We start from the raw sequence: 25,468 nt of genomic DNA, 5'->3' as shown, positions 1-25,468 counted from the left end.
GCCCGGTCTGCGTCAACAGTTGACACAAGCCTTTCCATCCTCGGGTATGGACGATCGAGACAACGAGGGTAGAAGGTCCGCATGACGGACGTGATCATCGACACGGCAGGAAAAGTCGGCCGCCTGCGCCTCAACCGCCCGCGGGCGCTGCACGCACTCAACGTGGCGATGTGCGCATCGATGCTGGACGCGCTCGACGCATGGCGTGGCGATCCGGGCGTGGCCGCGGTGATGCTCGATCATGCGCCCGCGCCCGATGGCGACCCCAAATTGTCGCGCGGCTTCTGCGCCGGGGGCGACATCCGCCTGCTCGCCGACAGCGGCGCCACCGATGGTGAGGCGGCGCGCGCCTTCTTCCACCTCGAATACCGGCTCAACCACGCGCTGTTCACCTATGCGAAGCCGATAGTAGCGTTCATGGACGGCGTGACGATGGGCGGCGGCGTCGGCATCGCCATGCCCTGCCGCTATCGCGTCGCGACGGAGCGGACGCGGTTCGCCATGCCGGAATCGGGCATCGGCCTGTTTCCCGACGTCGGCGGCGGCTGGTATCTCTCGCGCCTGCCGGGGCGCGTCGGCGCCTTTCTGGCCGTCACCGGCCATCGACTGGACGGCGCGGACTGCGCGGCGCTTGGCCTCGCGACGCACTTTCTGTCGGCGGATCGCCTCGAGGAGGCAAAGGCGGCGATCATCGCCGATCCCGCGGGGATCGGGGCGATTCTCGATCGGTTGGCGTCAGGGTCGGGGGAGGGCACGATCGCCGCGCACCGGGCCGAGATCGATCGCCTCTTCGCGTCGGACGTGCTGGAAGAGATCGTCGCCGCGCTCGAGGCCGACGATGGCGCCTTCGCGCGCGAGCAGCTTGCGGTCGTGCGCACCAAGTCGCCGCTGGCGATGAAGGTCGGCCTGCGCCTGGTACACGAGGGCGCGGGGCTGCAGAGCTTCGCCGACGAGATGCGTCAGGAATATGCCGTCGCGGGACGGATGGTGCAGCGCCACGACTTCCTCGAGGGGGTACGCGCGGTGATCGTCGACAAGGATCACGCGCCGCGCTGGAACCCCGCGACGCCGGAGGGTGTGACGGACCACGTCCTCGACCAGATCTTCGCCCCGCTTCCGGAGGCGGAAGCCTGGACGCCGCACGACTGAGACGACGCCGCGACCCGCGGAGCACGATTGAAAGAGGATAGCATGGCAACCTACGATACCATCCTGGTCGATCAGCGCGGCCCCGTCACCCTAATCACGCTGAACCGGCCGGAGGCGCTGAACGCGCTCAATGCGCAGGTGCTCGCGGACCTCCTTGCCGCGCTGGCAGCCTTCGATGCGGACGATGGCCAGGGCTGCGCGGTATTGACCGGCAGCGCGAAGGCGTTCGCCGCCGGCGCGGACATCAAGGAAATGCAGGCCATGTCCTTTGCGGACATGTACGCCACCAACCATTTCGCGGGCTATGAGACGCTGACGCGCACCCGCAAGCCGATCATCGCGGCGGTCGCGGGCTATGCGCTCGGCGGCGGCTGCGAGCTGGCGATGATGTGCGACTTCATCCTTGCCGCGGATACGGCCCGGTTCGGCCAGCCCGAGATCAAGCTCGGCGTCACTCCCGGCATGGGCGGTTCGCAGCGGCTGGCCCGCGCGGTGGGCAAGGCCAAGGCGATGGAGATGTGCCTCACCGGCCGGATGATGGATGCGGCCGAGGCGGAGCGCGCCGGCCTCGTCAGCCGGATCGTCCCTGCCGACGCGCTGATCGAGGAAGCGGTAAAGACCGCGCAGACGATCGCCGCGATGGCGCCGCTGGCGGTCAAGGCGAACAAGGAGATGGTCGACCTCGCCTTCGAGACCGGGCTGGCGCAGGGTATCCAGTTCGAGCGGCGCCTGTTCAACGGCCTGTTCGGCACCGCCGACCAGAAGGAAGGCATGGCTGCCTTTGTCGAGAAGCGGCCGGGCAACTGGACGGGACGATAGAAAGACTCCGCGGCCGCGACGATCCAGCCTTGCTGGATCGGGACGGTGCCGCTTCCACGCAGGTGGATCAGACTCTAATCCCCCGTGATCGGGTTGCGAGCGCCTGCGCGATCCCGGGCGACGGCGTCGGCGACCAGCGGCATCTTGGCAAGCGTGGCGAGATCGATCGCGACGTTCGCCCGGCGTTTGTCGAAGGCCGGCTGGATCGTGCGCGTAGGCGCCAGTTCGCCGACGTTGATCGCCACGACGCGCGGCACGCCACCCGGCGTCCGGTCGATTAGCGGCGAGCCCGACGCGCCGTCGCGGCTCGCGCAATCATGCAGTAGCCACCCCTGTCGCGGTGCCGCGGCGCGAATATGGCATCCATGCTGTACGCTGAGCCGGCGCATGCCGCGGTCCTGCGAATAGCCGGCCTGATCCACCGCAACACCGTCGATATCGTCGCCCGTGGCCGCGGCGAGTTCATACCAGCCGAGGCGCCGGCCGGGGCAGCCATCCAGCCGGACGAGCGCGATGTCCGGTGCCGATCCATCAAGGCTGCCCGCATAACGCACCCGCCCGCGCGCCCTCATCGGGCCCTTGTCCGCCGCGCCGGCGGGCACGCCGCGCGCATCCCCGATCGCGAAGCGTACCTCGAGCGTATAGGCGCTCATCGGGTCGGGGGTCAGGGTCTGGTCGCCGAAAAGGACGTGATAATTGGTCATCGCATAGCAAGGCGATACCAGGAATGCCGTTCCGGCACCCGGCGGCACGTGCCCGAAACCGCGCTTATCGAGCAGGACATACTCCGAAGCGATCGCGCCGACCGGTGCCAGCCGGCGCGCCTCGGGAGAGTCGGCCGCGACGAAGCGGCGCGGATCGGCACCGTCGGCCGCGAATATGTTCGCCGTCGCTGCGCCGCAGGCAGCAACGGCGATCGCCGCGGCCGGCGCCAGCCGCCGGGCCATGCCCGCCATGGGATGCGTCGCTTACCGACGCGTGTCCTTCAGGTCATACGGGACGAACGCATCGAAGGTACAAGCGGCCGAAGGCACGGACGACGTCGACTGGACCGTCCTGAAGCGGTCGCCCTCGCACAATTGCGCGCCGCGCTGCTCGACGACCAGCGTCCGGCCGGGCTGCAATCCCAGGCACGTGCCGCGTGGATGCACGACCCATGTGCGTTTCGCCGTACGCGAATAGGTAATCGTCCGAGCGTCGACGATCTCGGCCCGCGCGGTGGCATCGATGGACGACAGGCATTTCGCCGGCGAGCCCGCGACCCGGCCCGCCATCGGATCGTCTTTCGCCGCCAGCAAAATCATCGGTGCCGCGGCCAGCAGAACACTGCGTTTGAACATCACGCGTCTCTCCTTCGACGATCGAGACGAAGATTATGCTACGCGGGCAAAAGAGGGTCAATCGATTTTGATTTTGTAATATTCGGCCCGGCAGATCACGAGCCGTGGTCGACCGACCGCTGCAAAAAGTCAGCGACGGCGCCGATCGCCGCTGCTTGTACGTCATCCGGCGCGCCGCTTGCGTCTATCACGATGTGGCGCGCGGGCGCCGCCGCAGCCTGGGCACGGAAGGACGCCCGGATCCGCTCGTGGAAGGCGAGGTCGAGCGCCTCGAACCGTCCCTCGTCCAGTGCGTCCGCCGCCAGCCGCCGTCTGGAACGCGACAGGCCGGTCGCCGCGTCCACGTCCAGCACCAGCGTCAGGTCCGGCCACAGATCGTCGCACATCGTCGCATGCAGATCGCGGATCAGGCCCTCGTCCATGCCGCGGCCCGCGCCCTGATAGGCGATTGTCGATCCGACGTAGCGGTCCGACACCAGTATCTCGCCCGCCGCCACCGCCGGGCGCACGATGCGTTCGACATGCTGCACGCGCGCCGCGGTCATCAGCAGCAGCTCCGCGCGCGGCGCCCAGCCCTCACCGCCGCCCGACAGGAGCAACGCGCGCAGTTGCTCGCCCTCCGGCGTACCGCCCGGCTCGCGCGTGGCGCGTACCGGTAGGGCGCGCGCCGTCAGCGCGGCGACCAGCCCGCGCACGACGCCGCTCTTGCCGGACCCATCGACGCCCTCGACCGCGATGAAAAAACCGCGGGTCACGCCCGCAGGGAAACCGCCGCGCGTCACGCGCGCAGGCGCTCGTGGTGGCGGATCACCTCGTCGATGATGAAGCGCAGGAACTTCTCGGTGAATTCCGGATCGAGTTCCGCCTCCTCGGCGAGGCGACGCAGCCGCGCGATCTGGCGTTCCTCGCGGCCGGGATCGGCCGGGGGCAGCCCGCTCGTCGCCTTGTACCGGCCGACCGCCTGCGTCACCTTGAAGCGCTCGGCGAGCAGATGGACGAGCGCGGCATCGATGTTGTCGATGCTCTTGCGATAGCCCTGCAGTGTCTCGTCGCTCACCCGCCGCCTCCCGATGCGTGGCCGATTTGCCCGGCGGCTTGCTCCATGATCGCAAGTCGCGCGGCGGGCAAGGCTTGCCTTCGCGCGCGCCAACCGCCACAGCGCGCGGGAGATGACCGCCACCGTCCAGCGCCTCGACACCCACGCCCCCTCGCTCGAGCCGATGCTCCGGCTGGTGGCGGGCGACATGGAACATGTGAATGCGGTGATCCTCGACCGGATGCGGTCCGACATCCCGCTGATCCCGGAACTCGCCGGCCATCTCATCGCGGGCGGCGGCAAGCGGATGCGGCCGATGCTGACGCTCGCGAGCGCGCGGCTGCTCGGCTATGAGGGGACGCGGCACCACATGCTCGCCGCCGCGGTCGAGTTCATCCACACCGCGACGCTGCTGCACGACGACGTGGTCGATGGATCGGACCTGCGCCGGGGCAAGCGTACGGCGAACATCATCTGGGGCAACCCCGCCAGCGTGCTGGTCGGCGACTTCCTGTTCAGCCGCAGCTTCGAGCTGATGGTCGAGGCCGAATCGCTCAAGGTGCTCCGCATCCTGTCGAATGCATCGGCGGTGATCGCGGAGGGCGAGGTCAACCAGCTCACCGCCGCCCGCCGCATCGACCTGCCCGAGGAACGCTACCTCGACATCATCGATGCCAAGACCGCGGCGCTGTTCGCGGCCGCCTGTCGCATCGCCGCCGTGGTCGCGGAACGGCCCGAGGCGGATGAGGCGGCGCTGGATGCCTATGGCCGCAACCTCGGCATCGCCTTCCAGCTGGTCGACGACGCGATCGACTATGTCTCGGACGCCGGCACGATGGGCAAGGACGCGGGCGACGACTTCCGCGAGGGCAAGATGACGCTCCCCGTCATCCTCGCGCTGGCGCGCGGCGACGCGATGGACCGGGCCTTCTGGAAGGACGCGGTGGAAGGGCGCCGGGCGTCGGACGCCGATTTCGCGCATGCGATCGAACTGGTCCGCAAGACGCGCGCGGTGGACGATACATTGGCGCGCGCGCGCCATTATGGTCAGCGCGCGATCGATGCGATCGCCGGCTTCCCCGCCGGCAAGGCGAAGGATGCGATGGTCGAAGCCGTCGCCTTCGCGGTAGCGCGCGCCTACTAAAGTCTGATCCACCTGCGGAAGGGGGCCGGCCCCCGATCCAGCCCCGATCCCGCCTTGCTGGATGGCGAACTAGCAGCCGCCGCAGTCGCCGGCCGTTTCCACCTGCAGCGTCGTGTGCCCGATCCCGAAGCGGTCGTGCAGCATCGCCTGCGCCCGGGCGAGGAAATCGTCGTGCGGCAGGCCGAGCGGCATCAGCAGATGCGCGGTGAGCACCGGCTCCGTCGTCGACATCGGCCAGATGTGCAGATCGTGGATGCCGGTGACCCCGGGCAGGGCGGCGAGCGCCTGCTCGACCGCGTCATAGTCGATGCCGCGCGGCACGGCGGACAGCGACATTTCGACCGTCTCGCGCAGCAGGCCCCAGGTCTGCCAGAAGATCAGCGCGGCGATGACGAGGCTGATGACGGGATCGATCCAGCCGATACCCGTCGCCCAGATCACCGCGCCCGCGACGACCACCGCCGCCGATACCGCGGCGTCGCTGAGCATGTGGAGATAGGCGGCACGGACGTTGACGTCGCCTTTGCGGCCGCTCGCGAACAGCCAGGCGGTGAAGGCGTTGACCAGGATGCCGATGCCGGCGACGGCCGATACGGTCAGCCCGGCGAGCGGCGGCGGGTGACCGATCCGCTGCACCGCCTCCAGCGCGATCGCGCCGAGCGCCACGAGCAGCAGCAGCGCGTTGAGCAGCGCGGCGAGGATCGTCGATCCCTTGAAGCCATAGGTGAAGCGCTTGGTCGGCCCGCGCTTCGCCAGCGTCGCACCGCCCCAGGCGACCGCGAGGCCGAGGACGTCGGAGAGATTGTGTCCCGCATCCGCCAGCAGCGCGACGGACCCGGTCCACAGCCCTGCACCCGCTTCCGCCAGCACATAGGCGATGTTGAGCCCGATGCCGATCGCGAAGGCGCGGTCGAAGCTGGCGGGAGCGTGGCTGTGACCATGGTGACCGTGACCGTGGCCGTGATGATGGCCATGGCCCTGGTGGGCGTGACCGCCGCCATGGCCGTGGCCGTCGTGATGATGATGGATGTGCAACCGTTCGTCCTCGTCCCGGCGAAAGGGCCGCCGGCGGCAGCCCTATCACCGCGGCGGCAGGTGATGATAGGACCTCAGTCCTTGCCGAACAGGCCACCCAGCATGCCGCCGATGCCGCCTTCGCCGCTGCCCAGCACGCGGCCGATGTCGCCCAGCGCGCCCTCGCCGCCGACATGGGCCAAGATCTGGTTCAGCACGTCGTGCGGCAGGCCGGTCGAGTCCGCCGCGGCTGCGACGGTGTCGCCCTCCTGGCCATGCGCCGCGCCCAGCGCGCCGATCGCCGCGCTGACCTGTTCCGGCGACAGGCCGACCTTTTCCGCCAGATTGGTGATGGCGGGATTGCCCGCGACCTGACCCAGAATGCCGTCCAACATGCCCATGTGATGTCTCCCACAACGGAAGCTGCGATCGTAGCGAAGCGATCGGTCGCGTTGAAGTCCCCCGATATCGGTGGCACAGCCGCCGCGCCGTGTCCGACCTGCCCATCCATGCCGTCCTGCCAGACCTGCTCGCCGTACTGCGGCGGGGCAGCAACGCGGTGCTCGTCGCGCCGCCCGGCGCGGGCAAGACGACCGCTGTCGCGCCCGCGCTGATCCATGAAGACTGGTGCACGGGCGAGGTGCTGCTGCTGTCGCCGCGGCGGCTTGCCGCGCGGGCGGCGGCGGAACGGATGGCGGCGCTGGCGGGCGAGGCGGTGGGCGGGACCTTCGGCTATGCGACCCGCATGGATTCGCGCCGCTCCGCCGCGACGCGCGTGACGGTGGTGACGGAGGGGATCTTCGTCGCGCGCATCCAGGCCGATCCCGAGCTCGCCGGCGTCTCCGCCGTGCTGTTCGACGAGGTGCACGAACGCAGTCTCGACGGCGACTTCGGCCTGGCGCTCGCGCTCGATGCGCAGGGGGCGCTGCGGCACGACCTGCGCATCGTCGCCATGTCCGCGACCCTCGACGGCAGCCGCTTCGCCGCTTTGATGGGAGCCCAGGGCCAGCCCGCGCCGGTCATCGAAAGCGAGGGGCGCAGCTATCCGCTGACGCTGCGCCATCTCGGCCGGGACGCGACCGCGCGGATCGAGGATTCGGTCGCCGCCGCGATCCGCCGCGCGCTCGCGGAGGAAGAGGGTGGCGTACTCGCCTTCCTGCCCGGCGTCGGCGAGATCGAGCGCATCGAGGAACGCCTCGCGGACCTTCCCGCGACGATCGCGCTCCATCAGCTGCACGGCAGCCTCGATCCCGCCGCACAACGCGCCGCGATCCGGCCGGAGCCCGACGGCCGCCGAAAGCTCGTGCTCGCGACCGGCATCGCGGAGACCAGCCTGACGCTCGACGGCATCCGCATCGTCGTCGATTCCGGGTTGGCGCGGCGGCCGCGCTATGATCGCGCCGCCGGCATGACCCGCCTGGTCACCGAGCGCGCCAGCCAGGCGGCGGTGACGCAGCGCGCCGGCCGCGCCGCGCGACAGGGCCCGGGCGTCGCCTATCGCCTGTGGGAGGAGGCGGCGACCGCCGGCCTGCCGCGCTTCGACCCGCCCGAGATCCTGGAGGCGGACCTGTCCGGCCTCGTCCTCGCCGCCGCGATCTGGGGCGTCGCCGATCCCCGCGCGCTCGCCTGGCTCGACCCGCCGCCCGAGGCGGCAGTGCAGGAAGCGCGCGGCCGGCTGGCGCAGATCGACGCGATCGACGCCGACGGCCGCCCCACCGCCCATGGCCGCCGCATCGCCGCCATGCCGATGGCGCCGCGCCTGGCGCACATGCTGCTGCGCGCGGGCGCGATGGGGCAGGGGCGGATCGCCGCCGAGGTCGCGGTGCTCCTGTCCGAGCGCGGGCTTGGCGGCACCGACCCGGACCTCGACACCCGGTTGAAGCGCTGGCGCAGCGATCGCGGTCCGAAAGCCAAGGCGGCGCGCCAGCTCGCCGAGCGTTGGGCGAAGCTCGCCGGCGGCACGCCCGGCGCGGAGGAAGGCGTCGAGGTCGCGATCGCGCTCGCCTTTCCCGACCGCGTTGCGCGCCGCCGCGATGCGAGCGGCGAGCATTGGGCATCGGCGGGCGGCCGTGGCTTCCGGCTCGATCCGGCGAGCAATCTCGCCCGCGCCGAATGGCTTGCGGTGGCGGAGACGCAGGGCGCGGCATCGGGCGCGCGCATCCTCGCCGCCGCGCCGATCGCGCTGGCGACGATCGAGCGGCTGTTCGCCGACCGGATCGAGACGCAGCGCACCGTCGCCTTCGACCCCGCCACCGGCGGCGTCGTTGCGCTACGCGAGCGGCGGCTCGGCGGGCTGCGCCTGTCGAGCGGCCCGGATGCCCAAGCCGATCCGGCGGCGATCGCGGCGGCGCTGCTGGAGGCCGTGCGCGCGCGCGGTCTCGACCTGTTGCCGTGGAGCGAGGGGGCCGCGGCGCTGCGCCGTCGCGCCGCTTATGCCGGCGTGCCGCTGGAGGCGATGATGGCGGAGCGGCTCGGCGAATGGCTGCCGCCGCTGCTCGCCGGCCGGCGCCGCCTGGATGCGATTCCCGCCGGCGCGCTGACCGATGCGTTGCGGACGCTGATCGGCTGGACCGAAATGCAGCGGCTCGACCGGCTCGCGCCGGCGGATTTCACCAGCCCGGCGGGCAGCACCCATGCGATCGACTATGCGGCGGAGGGTGGGCCGAAGGTGGAATTGCGCGTCCAGGCGCTGTTCGGCCTCGCGGAGCATCCGACCGTCGGCAGCGAGCGCGTGCCGCTGGTGCTCAGCCTGACCAGCCCGGCCGGCCGGCCGATCCAGACGACGCGCGACCTCCCCGGCTTCTGGCGCGGCAGCTGGGCGGCGGTGGCGAAGGAGATGCGCGGGCGCTATCCCAAACATCCCTGGCCCGACGACCCCGCCGCCGCCGCCGCGACGCTGCGCACCAAGAAGGCCGATGCGCGCCGAGGCGGGTGAGCGCGGCCGGTGATGTTCCTTCGCCGATCCAGCGGTAGCGGAATGTCTGATTACGGGGACGCCGAGGGCGAGAGTCGACATCTCGCGGCACCCACTTCCCAAAATCGATTGAATATCGGGAAAGCGCACGCATTCCCGAAATCTGTCTCAGGGGCAAAACGGGGTAGCAATGCGTTAGTGCGTGGCGGCCGATCATCACCGATCCGATGCGGAGCCGGGCGATCGAGCACGAACGAGATGCGGCAGCCTACTGACATAACGGTGTCAGGAGGGCGATGGTAATCCCGACGCGCGGACAGCAGGGAGGCCGAAATGAAGCACGCGTTTGTCAATAATTTGGTGATGCTCGCCGAGCTGACGATCAAACCGGAAAAGCTGGACGAGTTCCTCAACTACACCGTGGAAAACTTGAAGATTAGCAGGTCGTATACTGGCAACATCGTGTTCGACATACTAATCGATGACGCTCGACCGAACACGGTGTTGTTCTATGAGGTGTGGGAGTCACTGGAAGCTCAGCAGGCCTACATGGCGTGGCGGGTCCAAGCCGGTGACCTGACAACGCTGATGGCCTTCCTCGCTGGTGAACCCAAGTTCACCGCCTTGCGGAGCATCGCGGATCAATCTCGCCCCGACCGGTAGTCGGTCAGGAGGGCGCTCGCCGATGCGGCTGCCGAGAGCTTGCCGGTCGCGTCGAACAACTCGCCCTCCAGGAAGGCAACCGATGCGCCGAGGTTAACGACCCTGCCCTTCGTCGTGACGCGGCCCGGAGCGACGGGCCGCACGTAATGAACATGCAGATCAATGGTCGTCGTCAGCCGCCGGCCGCTCGTCATGGCGAAGGCAGCCGGTCCGAGTGTGTCGTCTAGCATTGCGGCGATGAAACCGCCTTGGACAAAGCCTGAGGGATTTGTGAAGTCGGGCTTGGCATCGAACTCGACCTCGATCGTGCCGGCCTGCGGATCGACGGTTAAGAGCCGCCAACCAAGCAGCCGGGCGGCCGGTGGCAGTGGCAAGTTTTCAAAGATCGTTCGGATCATCCTGATGCTCCTTTCGTCTTGACGCCACCACCGCGCTCCTGACAGCCTGGTGTCAGGAGGACACGATGCGTCGCGCCGAACGGTTGTTCAGGTTGGTCAACGAGCTACGCAACCGTGGCGTCAGTCGCGCTGAGGACTTGGCGGCCCATTTCGAGATCAGCGTGCGCACGGTCTATCGCGACGTTGCTCATCTGCAGGCATCCGGACTCCCGATCGAGGGGGAGGCGGGAGTCGGCTATCTGCTGCGACCGGGCTTCGACCTGCCAGCGCTGACATTCACCTACGAGCAGCTCGATGCGCTTGCGATGGGATTGTCGTTCGTCGAAGTTGCCGGTGACGCGTCCTTGTCCGAGGCCGCCCGCGAGGTCCGGGGAAAGCTCCAAGCGTCGTTGCCCGCACCGGACAAACGGAAGCTGGAGAATGCGCCTTTGTTCGCGAGCAGGCGCGACGGACGCGCGCCTCCTCTGCTGAAAGTCGTGCGCCGCGCCGTTCGAGAAGCTAGGGTGTTGCGGTTGCGATATGGCGATGCGGAGGGCCAGCCTTCGGAACGCCGAGTCCGGCCGCTCGCCGTTTGGGCCTTCACGGACGGTTGGTTGTTCGCTGGATGGTGCGAACTTCGCAATGATTTTCGCGCGTTCCGTCTCGACAGGGTGTCGGCAATCGAGGAAACGGATGTCCACTTTGCCGATATCCCTACCCAAAACCTGCAGGCCTATCTCGCGGCCAAGATCTTCAACCCGGAATATAAGCGGTAGTTACACAAACCCGCTGCGAGTCCGCAGATCGCTCACAACTGGTCAGCCTTGACACCCTCTCGACAACGTCACTTTCCACAGGTTTGTAGGCGCCGACACCCCGCGTTGAAATGTTGCTCTCAGGTCAGGGTTACCATTGTGACGGGGGAATGCGGTCACGCCATCTTTCCTGAAAGGGAACCCGTAGCGGGAAAGCGGGTCTTCTGAACATGCCGAGAGGTGTAAGAGTCATCGCCTTTTCCGAAATGTGTTCCCAATTGCTCTTTCCCGAAATTGGCCTTCGAAGATGGGGAAACGGGAATGGTCGGACTGAACCAATGACCGATTTCGGGGACACAAATTGCATCCCTAGGCGTCAAAGTTTGGGCTTGAGCGGAATGTCTCCTCATAGACGGAGGCAACACGTCCACTGTCGGGCAAAAGCGTAAGGGCGTCCAATAAACGAGGCCCCACACAGTCTGCGCCTTCCTTCGATACGCCCGCTCTGTTCCGTCATCCCCCCTGTCCCGAGCCGTTCGTACTTTCGCTGGACGGTGCGCCGCTGACGCGGTCCGGGGCGACGGAGCGCATCGTCGGCGGCCCTCTCGCACGCGTCTCCCGCCTGCGCCGCGCGGTTCGCATGGCGCCGCGCCGGTCGCGTCCCCGAACGGGCGTCGCCGCTCCGCTCGCGCACCGTCCGACCGTCGGCCGTCAACGCCGCTTCCCCGCGGGGCCTTCGCGCGTTAAGGAGCCTGTCATGCCTACCGCCCGCATCTTTCAGCGCCCCAAGAACGCGATGCAGTCCGGCAAGTACCGGACCGATCACTGGCAACTCGAATTCGAGCCGGCCGAATCGAAGAAGCCCGATCCGCTCACCGGCTGGGCGGGCAGCGGCGACACGCGTGAGCAGATCCGCCTGAGCTTCCCGACGCAGGAGGCCGCGATCGCTTACTGCGAGGCGCAGGGCTTCGACTACGAGCTGATCCCCGCGCCGCAGCGCAAGCTCAAGCTTCAGGCCTACGCCGACAATTTCCGCTGAGCGGGGCGGCCGCACCAGGCCGCACCGTTCAGAAGCGCCAGTCGATCCGGTCCGTGTCGCCGCGACAGATGCCGCGCAGCGCGTGCCATGCGGACGGGGCCAGCGCCGGCGCGTAGCCGCCCGCCAGCGCGCTCTGCCGGAACCGCCGCGCCCGATCCGCCGATACGGGATGCGTGGCGAGATAGGCGAGCATCCGTTCCGCCTTGCCCGGCCCGCCGCGACCCAGCCGGTCGAAGAACGCCGCGGTCGGCAGCGGCGACACTTTGGCATCGCGCAGCAGCTGGATCGCATAGCCGTCCGCCTTGGCCTCCGCGTCGCGCGAATAGGCGGTGGCGAGGATCGTGTTGGTGTAGCCGCCGACATGCCCTTCCATCCCGCCGAGCAGCACCGACAGGCCGAACTGGCGCAACAGGCCCTCCATCACGTCGCGGTGGCGGACATGGCCGATCTCGTGCGCGACGACGCCCGCGACCTCGTCGGGCGAGCGCGCCGCCTGGATCAGCCCGTCGAAGACGACGATCCGCCTGCCGGGCAGCGTCACCGCATTGACCATCGGCAGCTTGACGACGTCCACCTCCAGCCGCGGATCGTCCGGGTCGATGCGACGCGCCAGCGTCGCCAACGCAGCGCGGCCCGCCGCGTCGGTGCAGCCGCGCCGGCCGAAGTCGCCGACCATCGTCTCGCCCAGCTGCCGCTCGACGCTGGCGGGCACCAGGCGCGCGACCATCGCCGGCGTCCGCAGCACGATGACGACGACCACCGCCGCGACCGCCGCGAACACCGCCGCCGCGCGCCACAGGCCCATCCGGTCGACCCAGCCGCCATAGCGCGCGGCGCCGGGCAGCCGCGCACGCAGGGCGGGCGGCACCGGTCCGGCGAAATCGATCCGCCAGCCGGGTCGTCCCTTCAGCCCGAAGCTCGCCGCGCCGGCATCGGCATGGCCGGGGACCAGATCGGCGATCGGCACGCGGGCGCCGGCGACGCCGTCCTCGACCAGTACGAGGGCGTCGCCTTCGACCAGCAGCCGGGCGCGCCGGCGGAGCGCGCTGACGCCGTCGTAATGCCAGACGGTTGCGCCATCGTCGTGCGCCGCTCCCGTCGCTGCGCCGCTCTCAGAAGGCGCCGACATCGAATGCGTCCAGCAGCCCCTCGCCCTGGCCCGGCGCGCGCGTCTGCGACTGGGTCAGCGTGTCGATCGCCACGCTGCCATAAGCGGCGAGGTGGCGGATGAAGAAGGCCCAGTTGCGATAGGGCACGAAGATATAGCCGACGCCGAAGGTGAAGATGACGAGCGCGTAATTGCCGACGAACAGTTTTACCCAGTCCATCGTCCGCGCCTCGAACCCGAATTCGAGGTCGCCCAGGCTGGTCGCGCCCACCGCCTCGCGGAAGAAGGCGGAGAAGAAGGCCGCGGCGATCACGCCGAGCACGCCGAAGAAGACGAGGTAGAAGGCGATGCCGAGCAGCGCGAAGGTGACGATCGCGCCGGCGGGCGGCGGCGCGCCGGGCTTGATGCCCGCCATCATGCCGGCGCCGATACCGATCGCGATCATCGCCAGGATCGCGAAGAACAGCACGACTGGTGCAAGGTAGAACAGCATGAACCGGCCGAACACCGGCTGCCAGCGCGCGTCGCTGCGGAAGTGGAGCGAGCCGAAGCTCATCGTGTTCCAGCGCTCGTTCCACAGCCGCGCCATCGACCAGGGCATCATCAGATAGGCGGTCAGCGTCGCCACCAGGCTGCGCCAGAACCACGACCAGCCATAAGCGACGCCCTGCTGGTCGCTGCCGCCCCGGATGCCGTGCCACAAGGTGCGGCTGAGGCGGTAGCGCAGCGCCCGGAACCGCGCCACGCCGATCAGGAACAGCGCGATCAGATACAGCACGCTGACCAGCAGCGCCGCTGCCCCCTGATGGCCGCGCATCAGCACGCCCTGCAGCACCAGGTTGATGATGCCGAACGGCAGCACGAAGAACAGGAAGGCGAGGATATAGCCGACGAACAGCTCGAGCCCGGTGCCCGTCCATTCCAGCCGGTCGTCGATGAAGATCGTGCGGCTCCACAGGTAGCGCCGGGTGCGCGCGCGGCCCCAGAAACTGTAGATGCCGAGCGTGACGATCGTCAGCAGCAGATTGGTGAAGGCGATCGGCGCATAATCCTGCCACGTGCCGCGGAAGCGGAACGCGCGCGGTTCGACCCTGGTCTCGTCTGTCATGAAAGTCCCCCCGGCCGCGAAGGTGACGCGGCCGGGGGGCGGGGGTCAAGTCCGCGCTTCGTTAAAAATGGTTCATTTCAGCGCAGGAAGTCTTCGAGCGCGCGGGCGAAGACTTGCGGGCGATCGAGCATGACGAAATGGGCCGCATCGGCGACTTCGACGACGTTCAGCTTCGCCGTTCCCTTATAGGCGTCGCGGTACAGCGTATCCACCGTCGCCTGCGGCACGGTCGCGTTATAGGGCACCACCAAGGTCACCGGCGCGGTGATCCGCGGCAGGTCGGCACTGACGTCCGTGGTCAGATCCTCGTACATCGCCTGCCCGCTGACCCGCATGTCGGCCTTGGCGACCCAGGCGGCGACCGCGTCCCGCGCGGCGGGGGTGGCTGCCATCTGCGCCGCCAGCGCGCTATCGGCGGCGGGGTCCGCCGGCTTGCCGTAGCGGGCGACCATCATGTCCCGCATCGCGCGCGCGCGGGGCTCGATCGCGGCGACCGTCATCTGCGGCCCGAACAACCGGCCGTAGAAGGGCAGCGAATCGACGATCATGATACGCCCGACATCGCCGGGATGCGCGAGTGCGGTCTTCAGCGCGAGCAGGCCGCCCATCGAATGGCCGACCAGCGCGACCTTAGTCAGCGTCTCGCGCGCCAGATAGCCGTGCAGGTCCGCGACCACGCCGTCGAGAATACCGGGCGACAGATTGGCGCCCGGCGCGTCGCCTCCGAAACCATTGACCTGGACGACGATGACGCGGTGGCGCGGCGAGAGCTGCGCCACCGTCGCGTCCCATACCGCGGCGGGCGAGGACAGGCCGGGGATCAGCACCACCGGGCTGCCCGTGCCGACCGAGCGGATCGACACGTGCGGCAGCCGCACCGTCGCGCCTGCCGCCGCGGCGGGCGGGGCCTTCGCGGCGGGGGCCGCGGTCGCACGGGCGGCGGGCTGGAGCACGACGGCAAGCGTCAGCAGCGAAGCGGCGAGACGCAGGGGCAGGTGGCGGATCATGATGCGGACTCCTGGGAAGGGCTGACGAACACGTCTTCGATGGCGAGGCCGAACAGCTCGGCGATGCGGAAGGCGAGGGGGAGGGACGGGTCGTAGCGACCGGTCTCGATCGCATTGACGCTCTGCCGGCTGACCTCCAGTCGCTCGGCGAGATCCTGCTGCGACCATCCGCGCTCGGCGCGCAGCACGCGCAGGCGGTTGTTCATGCCGCGCTCCGGTCGATCAGCTTGTTGACGAGGGCGCCGAGACCCAGCCCGGCGAACCAGACGATCGGCCAGGCATAAGCGACGAGATGCGGGACCAGTCCGAAATTCTCCAGGAAGCCCCAGAAGGTCGCCACCGTCATCGCCAGGCCGCTCGCGACGATCACCTGCCGCGCCATCAGCATCCGCAGATATTCGTCGGTTTCCTCGACGAAATACAGGCCGATGACCGCGAAGAAGCCGGACACCGGAAGCGCGGGCGCGACGCCCAGGGCATAGGCGAGCGGGCCGGACGCAAGGTGCCGCACGAACACCCAGCACACCGGCAACAGGATGGCGGCGTAGATGATGGAAAGGACGATGATGCGCCGGTTGTAGCGGCGCTGGGCGGGCGTGCAGGTCACGGTAACCTCCTTCGACTCGATGTGAAGGAGGCTTTACATGGAAAGTGAGCTTTACGTCAAGCGACCTTTACGTTTTGGCGCGGAGGCTTTCCATCATCTCCCGCGCCAGCAGGCCGAGCGTGTCGTCGCGCGCGCCCATCACCACGATGCGGTCGCCGGCGCGCGCCGCCGCGACCAGCATCGCCGCCGCGTCGGCGCGGTCGGGGACATGGCGGGCGTCGCAGCCGCGCGTGACGAGGTCGGCGACGATGTCCGCGCTGGTCACCTCGCGCGCGACGGTGCCGCCGAAATAGACGGGATCGGGCAACACCAGCACGTCCTCCGGGGCGAGCCGCGTGGCGAGGCTGTCGACCAGCTCCCGCCGCATCACCTTGAGCGGACCATAGCCGTGCGGCTGGAACAGCAGCAGCAGCCGGCCGGGAAAGGCGTGCAGCGTGTCGAGCGTCGCGCCGATCTTGTCGGGATTGTGCCCGAAATCGTCGATGACGGTGATGCCGGCGGCGCCTTCGCCGATCGTGCCGACCCTCTCGAACCGGCGCTTCAGCCCGGTGAATCCCTCGATCGCGCGCACGGCCTCGTCACGGTCGACGCCCGCGGCCATGGCGGCGCCGATCGCGGCGAGTGCGTTGGCGACATTGTGCCGCCCCGGTACCGCCAGCCGCACGCGGCGCCGCGCCCCGCCCATGACGAGGTCGAAGGCGATGGCGAAGGGTTCCGGGGCCAGCGCCTCGGCGGTCATGTCGGCCGGGCCGTCGACGGCGAAGGTCAACAGAGTGTCGCGCGGCAACCGGGCTGCGAGCGCGGCGGCTTCCTCGTCGCCGACATTGATCACGGTCGTCGTCGCCCGCCCGGCGAAATCGCCGAACAGCTGGCGCAGCTCGTCCAGGCCCTTGTGGTCGAGGCTGACGTTGTTCAGCACCGCGATGTTCGGGCGATAGAAGGCGATCGACCCGTCGCTCTCGTCCACCTCGCTGACGAAGGCGTCGCCGCCACCGACCAGCGCGCTGGCGAAGGGCGCATCGGGCCGCGCGAAATTGGTCATTACCGCGCCGTTCATCACCGTCGGATCGCGCCCCGTCGCGTGCAGGATCCAGCCGATCATGCCCGTCACCGTCGACTTGCCGCTCGTCCCGGCGACGCCGATGCGCAGGCCGCTGGCGTTGAACAGGTCGCTGAGCAGCTGCGCCCGCGTCATCCGGGTACAGCCCAGCCGGGTCGCCGCGACGATGTCGGCGACGCTGTCCTCGACCGCGGCGGAGGCGACGACGAGCTGGTCGGCGGAGATCACGCCGCTGCCGTCCTGCGGATGCAGGCGGATGCCCAGCGCCGCCAGCGCCGCGAACTTGGCCGGCACGCGGCCCTGGTCGAGCCCGCGGTCGGAGCCTTCGACCGTCGCGCCGCGGCCCGCCAGGATCATCGCCAGCGGCATCATTCCCGATCCGCCGATGCCCACCAGGAAGAAGCGCCGCCCGTCCAGCGGCCCGTTGTTGCCGTTCGCCATCCGCCCGCGCTATCCGGGCGGCAGGTCGGGGGCAAGGCGCCCCCGACGGATGGGGGTGCGAAGACGACATGCGGATCGGCGTGGTGGCCCCGGCCAGCATCGGCAACCAGGAGGCGGAGGCGCCGTTCCTCGCCTTCGCGGCGCTCGCCTATCCGGAGGCCGATCTCGTCGTGCACCCGCAATGCTGGGAGCGCGACGGCCATTTCGCCGGCTCCGACGCGCGGCGCGCCGACGCCTTCCTCGAATTTGCCAACGATCCCGGCTTCGACGCCATCTGGTTCCTGCGCGGCGGCTATGGCTCGAACCGCATCCTGCCGCTGGTGATGCCGCGGCTCGGGCCGGCGGCGCGGCACAAGGCCTATCTCGGCTATTCCGATATGGGGTTCCTGCTTGGCGCGCTCTATGCGCGGCGGATCGGCCGCCCGTGCCACGGGCCGATGGCGAGCGATATCCGACGCCAGCATGGAGACGCGACGATCGCGCGGTCGCTTGGCTGGCTGGCGCGCGGCGACCGGGCGGGGCTGGAACCGGGGCTCGACGGTCGCCCGGCGGCGGCGTTCAACCTGTCGATCCTGGGCGCGCTGATCGGCACGCCTTGGCTGCCCGACCTGACCGATCACGTCCTGCTGATCGAGGAGGTGTCGGAGCCGATGTACAATATCGACCGGCTGCTCTTCCACATGGGGCATGCGACTCAGTTGAAGGGGCTCGCCGGGGTCAGGCTCGGTGCGGTGACCGCGGTCACCCCCAACGAGCCCGAATGGAACGAGCCGGTCGAGGCGATGGTGCGGCGCTGGTGCGGGGACCTCGGCGTGCCCTATCTCGGCCGGGCGGATATCGGCCATACGCAGAGCAACCGCATCGTGCCGTTCGGCGTGGTGTAACGGGTAAAGGGTCATCCCCGCGCAGGCGGGGATCCAGACAGGGCGACGCCGCGATGCCATCATGAAGGTTAGCGTGTCTGGATTCCCGCCGTCGCGGGAATGACGAGGGGCGTGGACGGCGCGTTCCCGCGACGCTTGCCTATATACCCCGCACCGCTTTATTCGCGGCTCCTCAACCAAAGCCGAAAGTCCATCATGTCTGCCCACACGGCCGAAATGTTCCGCATCACGTTGCCCGACGGTTCCATCCGCGAGGTAGCGCCGGGGACTACCCCCGCGGACGTCGCGGCTGCGATCGGGCCCGGCCTCGCCAAGGCGGCGATCGCCGCGCGCATCGACGGGCAGGTGCGCGACCTCAACCGTCCCTTCGACGGCGACACGCATCTGGCGCTGGTCACCGCGAAGGACGAGGCCGATGCGCTCGAGCTCGTCCGCCACGATCTCGCGCATGTCATGGCCGAAGCGGTGCAGCACTTGTTTCCGGGCACGCAGATCACCTTCGGCCCGGCGACGGACGACGGCTTCTACTACGATTTCGCGCCGAAAGATCGCCCCTTCACCGAGGACGACCTGCCCGCGATCGAGGCGGAGATGCGCCGCATCATCGCGCGGAACGAGCCGTTCACGCGCGAGGTGTGGAGCCGCGAGCAGCTGATCGAGACGTGGCGCCGCCAGGGCGAGACGTTCAAGGCCGAATGGGCCGCCGAACTGCCCGACGGCGAGGAGTTGACCATCTATCGCCAGGGCGAATGGCTCGACATGTGCCGGGGGCCGCACATGCCCTCGACCGGTCGCCTCGATCCGCAGGCGTTCAAGCTGACGCGCGTCTCGGGCGCCTATTGGCGCGGCGACCAAAACAACGCGATGCTCAGCCGCATCTACGGCACCGGCTGGCTGAACAAGAAGCAGCTCGACGCGCATCTGTTCATGCTGGAAGAGGCGGCGAAGCGCGACCATCGCAAGATCGGCGCGGAGATGGACCTGTTCCACCTCCAGTCCGAAGCGCAGGGGTCGGTGTTCTGGCACCCCAAGGGCTTCGTGCTGTGGCGGCAGATGGAGGCCTATATGCGCCGCCGCCTCGACGCCGCCGATTATGCCGAGGTGAAGACGCCGCAGCTGATGGACGCCCGCCAGTGGGAACAGTCCGGCCACTGGGGCAAGTATCGCGAGAACATGTTCGTCGTTCCCGACGAGGTGCCCAATACCGAGGAGGAGGGCGCCGTCCTGTCGGGCGAGGGCGATCTGATGGCGCTCAAGCCGATGAACTGTCCGGCGCACGTGCTGATCTTCAAGCAGGGGATCAAGAGCTATCGCGACCTGCCGATCCGCATGGCGGAATTCGGCTGCTGCCACCGCAACGAGCCGCACGGCGCGCTGCACGGCATCATGCGCGTCCGCCAGTTCACGCAGGACGACGCGCATATTTTCGTGCGCGAGGACCAATTGGTCGAGGAGGTGCGCAAGTTCTGCGAGCTGCTCGACAGCGTCTACCGCGACCTCGGCTTCGAGGATTATGCGGTCAAGCTCGCGCTGCGCCCGGAGAAAAGGTTCGGCGATGATGCGATGTGGGACAAGGCGGAGGCCGAGCTGCGCGAGGCGGTGCTCGCCTCCGGCCTGTCCGACGCGATCAAGGCGAAGTTCGAGGAACTGCCGGGCGAGGGGGCCTTTTACGCGCCGAAGCTCGAATTCCACCTGACCGACGCGATCGGCCGCACCTGGCAGGTCGGCACGATCCAGTCCGACCGCGTGCTGCCCGAGCGGCTCGACGCGAGCTATGTCGGCGAGGACGGCAACCGCCACCGGCCGGTGATGCTCCACCGCGCGATCCTCGGCACGTTCGAGCGCTTCATCGGCATCCTGATCGAGCATCACGCCGGCCGCTTCCCCTTGTGGCTGAGCCCCGTGCAGGCGGTCGTGGCGACGATCGTCTCCGACGTGGACGATTATGCGCGCGACGCGGCGGCGACGCTGCGCGCCGCGGGCATCCGGGTCGAGACCGACCTGCGCAACGAGAAGATCAACTACAAGGTACGCGAGCATTCGGTCGCCAAGGTGCCGGTGCTGCTCGTCGTCGGAAAGCGCGAGGCGGAGGAGGGCAAGGTCGCCATCCGCCGCCTGGGCAGCCAGGCGCAGCAGATCGTGACGCTGGACGAGGCGATCGCTATGTTGCGCGAGGAGGCGACCCCGCCCGATCTGCGGTAGGGAGACGCGATGACGATTCTCCAGGACATCAAGGCCGGCGCGATCCCCGCGCATCTGACGGTCGATCAGGTCTATGATCTGACTGCGGCCGGCGTCTTCGCGGAGAACGAGAAGTTCGAGCTGATCGACGGCGAGATCGTGCCGATGGCGGCGGCGAAGGCGGACTGGCACGCGGTGATGACGTCCCGGCTGACGCGCCGTCTCGTACGCGCATTGCCGGACGAGTTGAGGCTGTTCGTGGAACCGTCCGTCACCTTGTCGCCCGTGCGGCTGCTCGAGCCCGACCTCGCCGTCTGGGAGAAGGGCGAGTTGCCGCGTCAGGTGCGCGGACCCGATCTGCTGCTCGTGATCGAGGTCGCGGACAGCTCGCTCGGCTACGACCTGCGGGTGAAGGCGCCGCTCTATGCCGAGCATGGCGTGCCGGACTATTGGGTCGTCGATGCCGTGCGGCAGACGATCCGTACGCATCGCGCACCCGTGGACGGCCGCTATACCGACGTCGACGAGCATGAGGCGGATCAACCGGTCGCCGCATTGCTCGCGGGCGTGACGATTCGGCTCGCCGACCTCGACTAGCCTTCAAATCGGCGCGATTATAGCCTATATGCGTGGCAAACCACTACAGGAGCTACACCCATACGTCCTCCCATGATGCGCCGGCCGATGCAGGCGCCACCGATGAACGGCCCTCGGTTCAACGAGTGGATTCAGAGCCCCAAGGTTCGCGTGATCGACCATGAGGGCGAGAATCTTGGCGTGATGTACACGCGCGAGGCGATCGCGCAGGCGCAGGAAGTCGGCCTCGATCTCGTCGAAGTGTCGCCCAACGCCGATCCGCCCGTCGCCAAGTTTCTCGACGTCGGGAAGTACAAGTACGAGGCGCAGAAGAAGGCGAACCTCGCCCGCAAGTCGCAGAAGACGCAGGAGATCAAGGAGATCAAGATGCGTCCGAACATCGACGATCACGACTATGACACCAAGATGAAGAAGGTCGTCGAGTTCATCGAGGAAGGCGACAAGGTGAAGGTCACCATGCGTTTCCGCGGTCGCGAGCTCAGCCACGGCCAGCTCGGCATGAACGTGCTGCAGCGCGTCGCCGAGCAGGTCGCCGAGGTCGCCAAGGTGGAGGCCTATCCGCGCATGGAAGGCCGCCAGATGCTCATGGTGCTCGCGCCCAAGTAAGCGCGGCGTCCCCCTCGGGCGAGGGGGACGTCATTGCCGGTCCGGACTGTCACCGCTCCAGGGGCTTTCGACTGGAGCTCGAAGGGGCTCATGGCCGCGTGCGGCGCCGTCGGGTCGGCGGCATATCGTCCTACCCCTTGGCATCATCCCGGATATCGCTCGCCGTTGGCGCTGGGGCGGTATCTGCACCCGTATATGTCTGCCCTGCTCGGGTGCTGCTTGTACACATGCCGTACCGACGGCGTGGCTGGACGCCGGCCGTCCCGGTCGATCGGCGGCGTCGCATCCGCTGCGGTCGATCCGGCTTTCGTGTGCGATCCAGCTAGGCTGGGTCAGGGCGCGGTGGCGGCCCTTACCTCCCACCCCGCCGCCCTTCCAGGATCCGCTCCGCGCGCAGCCGGGTGGGAAACGGCCGGCAGCGCTTCCTCGCAACGCGATCCAGCTCTTAGTGTCTGTCGGGGCGCGTCTTTGTTGTGCTTCCCGCGTCATGCACGCGGCACGCGCCAGGGATCGTCCCGGCGACGATCCGGCATGCCTGCTGCCCTTCTTCCGCGAAACTTTCGAACAACGGGTCCGCAATGCCGACCTACAGTGTTGCGCTTTGGCGACACCGACTTTGAAAACCGGGTTTGGTTGATGACCGGATCGTGAAAAGGGTAGACGCCGGCCCCGCAGCGACCCTAGCCTGTCTTCGACCCGGATATGCAAAGCATGACGGAAAAACAGGAGAGGATGCCCATGCGCCTGACCGCGTATCTGCTTTCGGCCGCAACCATCGCGCTGGCCGCCCCCACCGTCGTGTCGGCGCAGGAGACCAATGCTCCGCCGACCGATGCGCCGACGACGCAGGGGCAGGCGCAGACCAGCACCTCCGCCACCGCCAATGGTTCGGTGGACGCAGGGCAGCTGCCGCCGGCCGGCCAGGGAACGAGCAACCTGGGCGACATCGTCATCACCGCAACCCGCCGCGCCGAGCGCCTGTCGAACGTGCCGATCGCCGTATCCGCCGTCAGCTCGCAGGCGCTGGAGAATTCCGGTGCCACCGACATCCGCCAGCTGACGCAGCTCACGCCGTCGCTGCTCGTCTCCTCGACAGGTTCGGAGGCCAATGCCTCCGCGCGTATCCGCGGCATAGGCACGGTCGGCGACAACCCGGGTCTCGAAAGTTCGGTCGCCGTGTTCATCGACGGCGTCTATCGCAGCCGCACCGGCTCGGGCCTCAACGACATCGGCGAGGTCGACCGCATCGAAGTGCTGCGCGGGCCGCAGGGCACGCTGTCGGGCCGCAACGCCTCCGCCGGCACGATCAACATCATCACCAAGGCGCCCTCGTACACGTTCGGCGGCTACGCCGAGGGAACGTACGGCAATTACAACGCCGTCCGCCTTGCCGGGGCGCTTACCGGACCGATCATCAAGGACATGCTCGCCTTCCGGCTGGACGGCGTCTACAACAAGCGCGACGGCTTCTATCGCGACGTCGTCAACAACACCGACTACAACAACCGCAACCGCTTCTTCGTGCGCGGGCAATTGCTGTTCGAGCCGACGTCCGACATCTCGCTGCGCCTGATCGGCGACTATACGTGGCGCAACGAGAAGTGCTGCGGCGCCGTCTACATCGACACGCGCGAGAAGCTGGACCCGACGCCCGGCGTCCCCGGCGATTTCACGATCAATCCCAACGGCAACCGCATCGTCCAGGTGATGCAGCAGCTCGGCGCGGTCTTCCCGAGCCTCGGTGATCCGTACAATCGCCAGATCGCGAACACGCCCGGCCGCGCCTATAGCAATGTCACCAAGGATTATGGCGGGTCGGCGCAGCTCGACTGGAACCTGGGCGGCGCGGGGCTCACGTCGATCACCGCCTATCGCGAGTACAAGTCGGGCGGTGCCGCCGATATCGACTATGGTAACCTCGACATTGGCTATCGCCCCGACGACGGCAATGCCTTCCGCCAGTTCCATACCTTCACCCAGGAACTGCGGCTCAACGGCGAGGCGTTCGATAATAAACTCAACTGGCTGATCGGCGGCTATTATTCGAAGGAAAACCTGGTCGTTGCCGACAATCTGAAGTTCGGCACGCAATATGGCGCCTTCGCCGCCTGCCGCATCATCGCGACGATCAATCCGCTCGCGGCGCTGCGCGATCCGACCAAGCCGGGCTGTCTCGGCACGACGCCGCTCGCGGCGCTCGGCGGCGCGAGCGGGCGCCAGGCCGTGGGCGCGGGCCTCGGCGCGGCCGCGGCGCTGGTGCTGCCGGGCATCGATCGCCTGAGCACCGTCAACAACGTCGGCGACACCAACTCGCGCTATTACCAGGACAGCGAGAACTACGCCTTCTTCACGCACAACATCTTCAAGGTGACCGACAAGCTGTCGATCACCGCCGGCCTGCGCTACACGCACGAGCGCAAGGATTTCCGCGCGACGTTCAACAACAACAACACGATCTGCCCGGCGCAGCAGGCGGCGCTCAGCCCGCTGCTCGCCAATCCGGCGCTCGCCGCGCTGCAGCCGCTGATCGGCGGCATCATCACGCTGACCTGCACGGGCAACTCGAGCTCGGCGATCAACGCGCTGACGCCGCAGGACAAGCTCAGCGAGGGCGAGTTCACCGGCACCGGCGTCATCTCCTACAAGCCGACCAGCGACCTGTTGGTCTATGCCTCCTACTCGCGCGGCTACAAGGCGGGCGGCTACGATCTCGACCGGTCGGACCTGACGTCGAACGTCTTCGCGCCGCCGACGAACGCCAGCGCCAGCCGCCTGCGCTTCGACCCGGAAACGGTCAACGCCTATGAAGTCGGCCTGAAGTACACCAGCCGCCAGTTCACCTTCAACGCGGCCGCGTTCCGCCAGGAGTTCAAGAACTTCCAGCTGAACACCTTCAACGGCACCAACTACATCGTCCAGAACATCACCTCCTGCCAGAACAGCCTCAACGGCGCGGACCAGGACGGCAGCTCGACGACCGGCGCCTGCACCGGCAAGACTGGCTATGGCGTGCTCAGCCAGGGTATCGAGCTCGAGGCGGGGCTGTTCCCGGCGAAGGACCTGTCGTTCGCGCTCGGCTACACGCTCGCCGACACGCATTTCCGCCACAACCTGGTCGGCAGCGACTCGGGCGAGGCGCTCGACGCGCAGCTGTTCCTGCTCCCCGGCAGCCAGCTGTCGAATGCGCCGCGCCACACGGTGACGTCGTCGATGACCTTCACGCCGGAACTCGGCGCATCGGGACTGACCGGCCTCTTCTATGTCGATGGCCGCATGACCAGCGACTACAACACCGGCTCTGACCTCTTCTACGAAAAGCGCCAGGACGGCTTCTTCCTGCTCAACGCGCGCATCGGCATCCGTGGGCCGGACCAGCATTGGGCGCTGGAGTTCTGGGGCCAGAACCTGACCAACACGCGGTACGAGCAGGTCGCCTTCAACGCGCCGTTCCAGGGCTCGGGCAGCCTCGCCTCGACGATCAAGCTCGGCACCTCGCCGTCGAACCAGATCTTCACCTCGTTCCTCGCGGAACCGCGCACCTATGGCGTGACGGCCCGTATTCGCTTCTGAAGTCTGATCCACGTGCGGGGACGCGGCGCCGGCCCGCGACCCATGCGGC

At 68.3% G+C, this 25,468-nt stretch carries 25 protein-coding genes; 12 read left to right on the top strand and 13 right to left on the bottom strand.

Annotation, left to right across the window (positions count from 1 at the left end; genetic code table 11):
* Positions 1-81 precede the first annotated feature (81 nt).
* Both RF701_RS08715 and RF701_RS08710 read left to right on the top strand, forming a co-directional pair.
* Positions 82-1,149 carry an enoyl-CoA hydratase/isomerase family protein gene (locus tag RF701_RS08715; protein ID WP_308814713.1) on the top strand — a complete coding sequence of 356 codons (1,068 nt, stop codon included), beginning with the start codon at positions 82-84 and terminating at the stop codon, positions 1,147-1,149.
* A 42-nt stretch (positions 1,150-1,191) separates the two neighbouring features.
* Positions 1,192-1,968 (top strand): enoyl-CoA hydratase, encoded by a 777-nt coding sequence (locus RF701_RS08710; protein ID WP_210359244.1) that lies wholly within the window; start codon positions 1,192-1,194, stop codon positions 1,966-1,968.
* A 74-nt stretch (positions 1,969-2,042) separates the two neighbouring features.
* On the opposite strand, the gene RF701_RS08705 is transcribed toward RF701_RS08710, so the two are convergent.
* The 4 genes from RF701_RS08705 to RF701_RS08690 all read right to left on the bottom strand — a co-directional run bounded on the left by RF701_RS08705 (position 2,043) and on the right by RF701_RS08690 (position 4,365).
* Complete coding sequence (locus RF701_RS08705; RefSeq protein ID WP_210359245.1) at positions 2,043-2,924, bottom strand: serine protease; 882 nt, start codon at positions 2,922-2,924, stop codon at positions 2,043-2,045.
* 12 nt (positions 2,925-2,936) lie between these two features.
* Positions 2,937-3,311 (bottom strand): hypothetical protein, encoded by a 375-nt coding sequence (locus RF701_RS08700; RefSeq protein WP_308814711.1) that lies wholly within the window; start codon positions 3,309-3,311, stop codon positions 2,937-2,939.
* Between the two features lie 92 nt (positions 3,312-3,403).
* Positions 3,404-4,063 (bottom strand): dTMP kinase, encoded by a 660-nt coding sequence (gene tmk, locus RF701_RS08695; protein ID WP_308814710.1) that lies wholly within the window; start codon positions 4,061-4,063, stop codon positions 3,404-3,406.
* A gap of 23 nt (positions 4,064-4,086) precedes the next feature.
* Entirely contained in the window at positions 4,087-4,365 is a 279-nt protein-coding gene (locus tag RF701_RS08690; protein ID WP_203310143.1) for a chorismate mutase, read from the bottom strand.
* A gap of 112 nt (positions 4,366-4,477) precedes the next feature.
* On the opposite strand from RF701_RS08690, the gene RF701_RS08685 reads away from it, so the two are divergent.
* Positions 4,478-5,488: a polyprenyl synthetase family protein gene (locus RF701_RS08685; protein ID WP_210359248.1), complete on the top strand. Its 1,011-nt coding sequence runs from the start codon at positions 4,478-4,480 to the stop codon at positions 5,486-5,488.
* Positions 5,489-5,557: 69 nt separating this feature from the next.
* Here the strand turns inward: RF701_RS08685 and RF701_RS08680 are convergent, their stop codons facing one another.
* Positions 5,558-6,523 (bottom strand): cation diffusion facilitator family transporter, encoded by a 966-nt coding sequence (locus RF701_RS08680; RefSeq protein ID WP_308814709.1) that lies wholly within the window; start codon positions 6,521-6,523, stop codon positions 5,558-5,560.
* Between the two features lie 74 nt (positions 6,524-6,597).
* Positions 6,598-6,903 (bottom strand): winged helix-turn-helix domain-containing protein, encoded by a 306-nt coding sequence (locus RF701_RS08675; protein ID WP_210359249.1) that lies wholly within the window; start codon positions 6,901-6,903, stop codon positions 6,598-6,600.
* An 89-nt stretch (positions 6,904-6,992) separates the two neighbouring features.
* On the opposite strand from RF701_RS08675, the gene hrpB reads away from it, so the two are divergent.
* Together hrpB and RF701_RS08665 are read left to right on the top strand one after the other, a co-directional pair.
* Positions 6,993-9,437 carry an ATP-dependent helicase HrpB gene (gene hrpB / locus RF701_RS08670; RefSeq protein ID WP_308814708.1) on the top strand — a complete coding sequence of 815 codons (2,445 nt, stop codon included), beginning with the start codon at positions 6,993-6,995 and terminating at the stop codon, positions 9,435-9,437.
* Positions 9,438-9,749: 312 nt separating this feature from the next.
* Positions 9,750-10,079, top strand: coding sequence for an antibiotic biosynthesis monooxygenase (locus tag RF701_RS08665; protein ID WP_308814707.1), 330 nt, complete (start codon positions 9,750-9,752; stop codon positions 10,077-10,079).
* Here RF701_RS08665 and RF701_RS08660 read toward each other — a convergent pair.
* Positions 10,058-10,477: a PaaI family thioesterase gene (locus tag RF701_RS08660; RefSeq protein WP_308814706.1), complete on the bottom strand. Its 420-nt coding sequence runs from the start codon at positions 10,475-10,477 to the stop codon at positions 10,058-10,060. The two genes, RF701_RS08665 and RF701_RS08660, sit on opposite strands and share 22 nt — an antisense overlap.
* A gap of 65 nt (positions 10,478-10,542) precedes the next feature.
* Between RF701_RS08660 and RF701_RS08655 the strand changes: the two genes are divergently transcribed.
* Both RF701_RS08655 and RF701_RS08650 read left to right on the top strand, forming a co-directional pair.
* Complete coding sequence (locus RF701_RS08655; RefSeq protein ID WP_308814705.1) at positions 10,543-11,232, top strand: YafY family protein; 690 nt, start codon at positions 10,543-10,545, stop codon at positions 11,230-11,232.
* 736 nt (positions 11,233-11,968) lie between these two features.
* Complete coding sequence (locus RF701_RS08650; protein ID WP_203310148.1) at positions 11,969-12,250, top strand: ETC complex I subunit; 282 nt, start codon at positions 11,969-11,971, stop codon at positions 12,248-12,250.
* A gap of 28 nt (positions 12,251-12,278) precedes the next feature.
* Here the strand turns inward: RF701_RS08650 and RF701_RS08645 are convergent, their stop codons facing one another.
* From RF701_RS08645 to RF701_RS08620, 6 genes are all read right to left on the bottom strand, one after another.
* Positions 12,279-13,379, bottom strand: a complete 1,101-nt coding sequence (locus tag RF701_RS08645; RefSeq protein ID WP_308814704.1) for a M48 family metallopeptidase — start codon at positions 13,377-13,379, stop codon at positions 12,279-12,281.
* The gene (locus RF701_RS08640) at positions 13,363-14,466 is read right to left on the bottom strand and encodes a YjgN family protein (protein ID WP_308814703.1); all 1,104 of its coding nucleotides are present in this window, start codon (positions 14,464-14,466) and stop codon (positions 13,363-13,365) included. Before RF701_RS08640 ends, RF701_RS08645 begins: the two co-directional genes overlap by 17 nt.
* Positions 14,467-14,543: 77 nt before the next feature.
* Complete coding sequence (locus RF701_RS08635; protein ID WP_308814702.1) at positions 14,544-15,473, bottom strand: alpha/beta hydrolase; 930 nt, start codon at positions 15,471-15,473, stop codon at positions 14,544-14,546.
* Positions 15,470-15,679 carry a helix-turn-helix transcriptional regulator gene (locus RF701_RS08630; RefSeq protein WP_308814701.1) on the bottom strand — a complete coding sequence of 70 codons (210 nt, stop codon included), beginning with the start codon at positions 15,677-15,679 and terminating at the stop codon, positions 15,470-15,472. Before RF701_RS08630 ends, RF701_RS08635 begins: the two co-directional genes overlap by 4 nt.
* Positions 15,676-16,080, bottom strand: a complete 405-nt coding sequence (locus tag RF701_RS08625) for a hypothetical protein (RefSeq protein WP_308814700.1) — start codon at positions 16,078-16,080, stop codon at positions 15,676-15,678. The genes RF701_RS08630 and RF701_RS08625 overlap by 4 nt, the downstream gene beginning before the upstream one ends.
* Positions 16,081-16,147: 67 nt before the next feature.
* Positions 16,148-17,581, bottom strand: coding sequence for a glutamate ligase domain-containing protein (locus RF701_RS08620; RefSeq protein ID WP_308814699.1), 1,434 nt, complete (start codon positions 17,579-17,581; stop codon positions 16,148-16,150).
* Between the two features lie 68 nt (positions 17,582-17,649).
* On the opposite strand from RF701_RS08620, the gene RF701_RS08615 reads away from it, so the two are divergent.
* From RF701_RS08615 to RF701_RS08595, 5 genes are all read left to right on the top strand, one after another.
* Positions 17,650-18,465 (top strand): LD-carboxypeptidase, encoded by an 816-nt coding sequence (locus tag RF701_RS08615; protein ID WP_210359257.1) that lies wholly within the window; start codon positions 17,650-17,652, stop codon positions 18,463-18,465.
* A 216-nt stretch (positions 18,466-18,681) separates the two neighbouring features.
* Complete coding sequence (gene thrS, locus RF701_RS08610; RefSeq protein WP_308815642.1) at positions 18,682-20,667, top strand: threonine--tRNA ligase; 1,986 nt, start codon at positions 18,682-18,684, stop codon at positions 20,665-20,667.
* Between the two features lie 9 nt (positions 20,668-20,676).
* On the top strand, positions 20,677-21,243 hold the full coding sequence (locus tag RF701_RS08605; RefSeq protein ID WP_308814698.1) for a Uma2 family endonuclease: 567 nt from the start codon (positions 20,677-20,679) through the stop codon (positions 21,241-21,243).
* 72 nt (positions 21,244-21,315) lie between these two features.
* On the top strand, positions 21,316-21,849 hold the full coding sequence (gene infC / locus RF701_RS08600) for a translation initiation factor IF-3 (RefSeq protein WP_203310157.1): 534 nt from the start codon (positions 21,316-21,318) through the stop codon (positions 21,847-21,849).
* A gap of 738 nt (positions 21,850-22,587) precedes the next feature.
* The gene (locus RF701_RS08595; RefSeq protein ID WP_308814697.1) at positions 22,588-25,419 is read left to right on the top strand and encodes a TonB-dependent receptor domain-containing protein; all 2,832 of its coding nucleotides are present in this window, start codon (positions 22,588-22,590) and stop codon (positions 25,417-25,419) included.
* Positions 25,420-25,468 lie beyond the last annotated feature (49 nt).

It is taken from the genome of Sphingomonas sp. GV3 (assembly GCF_031082075.1).
GTDB lineage: Bacteria > Pseudomonadota > Alphaproteobacteria > Sphingomonadales > Sphingomonadaceae > Sphingomonas > Sphingomonas beigongshangi.
This window is presented reverse-complemented; position numbering and strand designations above follow the sequence as displayed.

Bases quoted from the DNA above. Each gene is read 5' to 3' on its own strand.
- RF701_RS08705 (WP_210359245.1), bottom strand. From the start codon at position 2,924: ATGGCGGGCATGGCCCGGCGGCTGGCGCCGGCCGCGGCGATCGCCGTT.
- RF701_RS08715 (WP_308814713.1), top strand. From the start codon at position 82: ATGACGGACGTGATCATCGACACGGCAGGAAAAGTCGGCCGCCTGCGC.
- RF701_RS08685 (WP_210359248.1), top strand. From the start codon at position 4,478: ATGACCGCCACCGTCCAGCGCCTCGACACCCACGCCCCCTCGCTCGAG.
- RF701_RS08630 (WP_308814701.1), bottom strand. From the start codon at position 15,679: ATGAACAACCGCCTGCGCGTGCTGCGCGCCGAGCGCGGATGGTCGCAG.
- RF701_RS08665 (WP_308814707.1), top strand. From the start codon at position 9,750: ATGAAGCACGCGTTTGTCAATAATTTGGTGATGCTCGCCGAGCTGACG.
- infC (WP_203310157.1), top strand. From the start codon at position 21,316: ATGATGCGCCGGCCGATGCAGGCGCCACCGATGAACGGCCCTCGGTTC.
- RF701_RS08640 (WP_308814703.1), bottom strand. From the start codon at position 14,466: ATGACAGACGAGACCAGGGTCGAACCGCGCGCGTTCCGCTTCCGCGGC.
- RF701_RS08615 (WP_210359257.1), top strand. From the start codon at position 17,650: ATGCGGATCGGCGTGGTGGCCCCGGCCAGCATCGGCAACCAGGAGGCG.
- RF701_RS08660 (WP_308814706.1), bottom strand. From the start codon at position 10,477: ATGATCCGAACGATCTTTGAAAACTTGCCACTGCCACCGGCCGCCCGG.
- RF701_RS08655 (WP_308814705.1), top strand. From the start codon at position 10,543: ATGCGTCGCGCCGAACGGTTGTTCAGGTTGGTCAACGAGCTACGCAAC.
- RF701_RS08605 (WP_308814698.1), top strand. From the start codon at position 20,677: ATGACGATTCTCCAGGACATCAAGGCCGGCGCGATCCCCGCGCATCTG.
- RF701_RS08710 (WP_210359244.1), top strand. From the start codon at position 1,192: ATGGCAACCTACGATACCATCCTGGTCGATCAGCGCGGCCCCGTCACC.
- RF701_RS08675 (WP_210359249.1), bottom strand. From the start codon at position 6,903: ATGGGCATGTTGGACGGCATTCTGGGTCAGGTCGCGGGCAATCCCGCC.
- RF701_RS08620 (WP_308814699.1), bottom strand. From the start codon at position 17,581: ATGGCGAACGGCAACAACGGGCCGCTGGACGGGCGGCGCTTCTTCCTG.
- RF701_RS08595 (WP_308814697.1), top strand. From the start codon at position 22,588: ATGCGCCTGACCGCGTATCTGCTTTCGGCCGCAACCATCGCGCTGGCC.
- RF701_RS08650 (WP_203310148.1), top strand. From the start codon at position 11,969: ATGCCTACCGCCCGCATCTTTCAGCGCCCCAAGAACGCGATGCAGTCC.
- RF701_RS08645 (WP_308814704.1), bottom strand. From the start codon at position 13,379: ATGTCGGCGCCTTCTGAGAGCGGCGCAGCGACGGGAGCGGCGCACGAC.
- RF701_RS08635 (WP_308814702.1), bottom strand. From the start codon at position 15,473: ATGATCCGCCACCTGCCCCTGCGTCTCGCCGCTTCGCTGCTGACGCTT.
- thrS (WP_308815642.1), top strand. From the start codon at position 18,682: ATGTTCCGCATCACGTTGCCCGACGGTTCCATCCGCGAGGTAGCGCCG.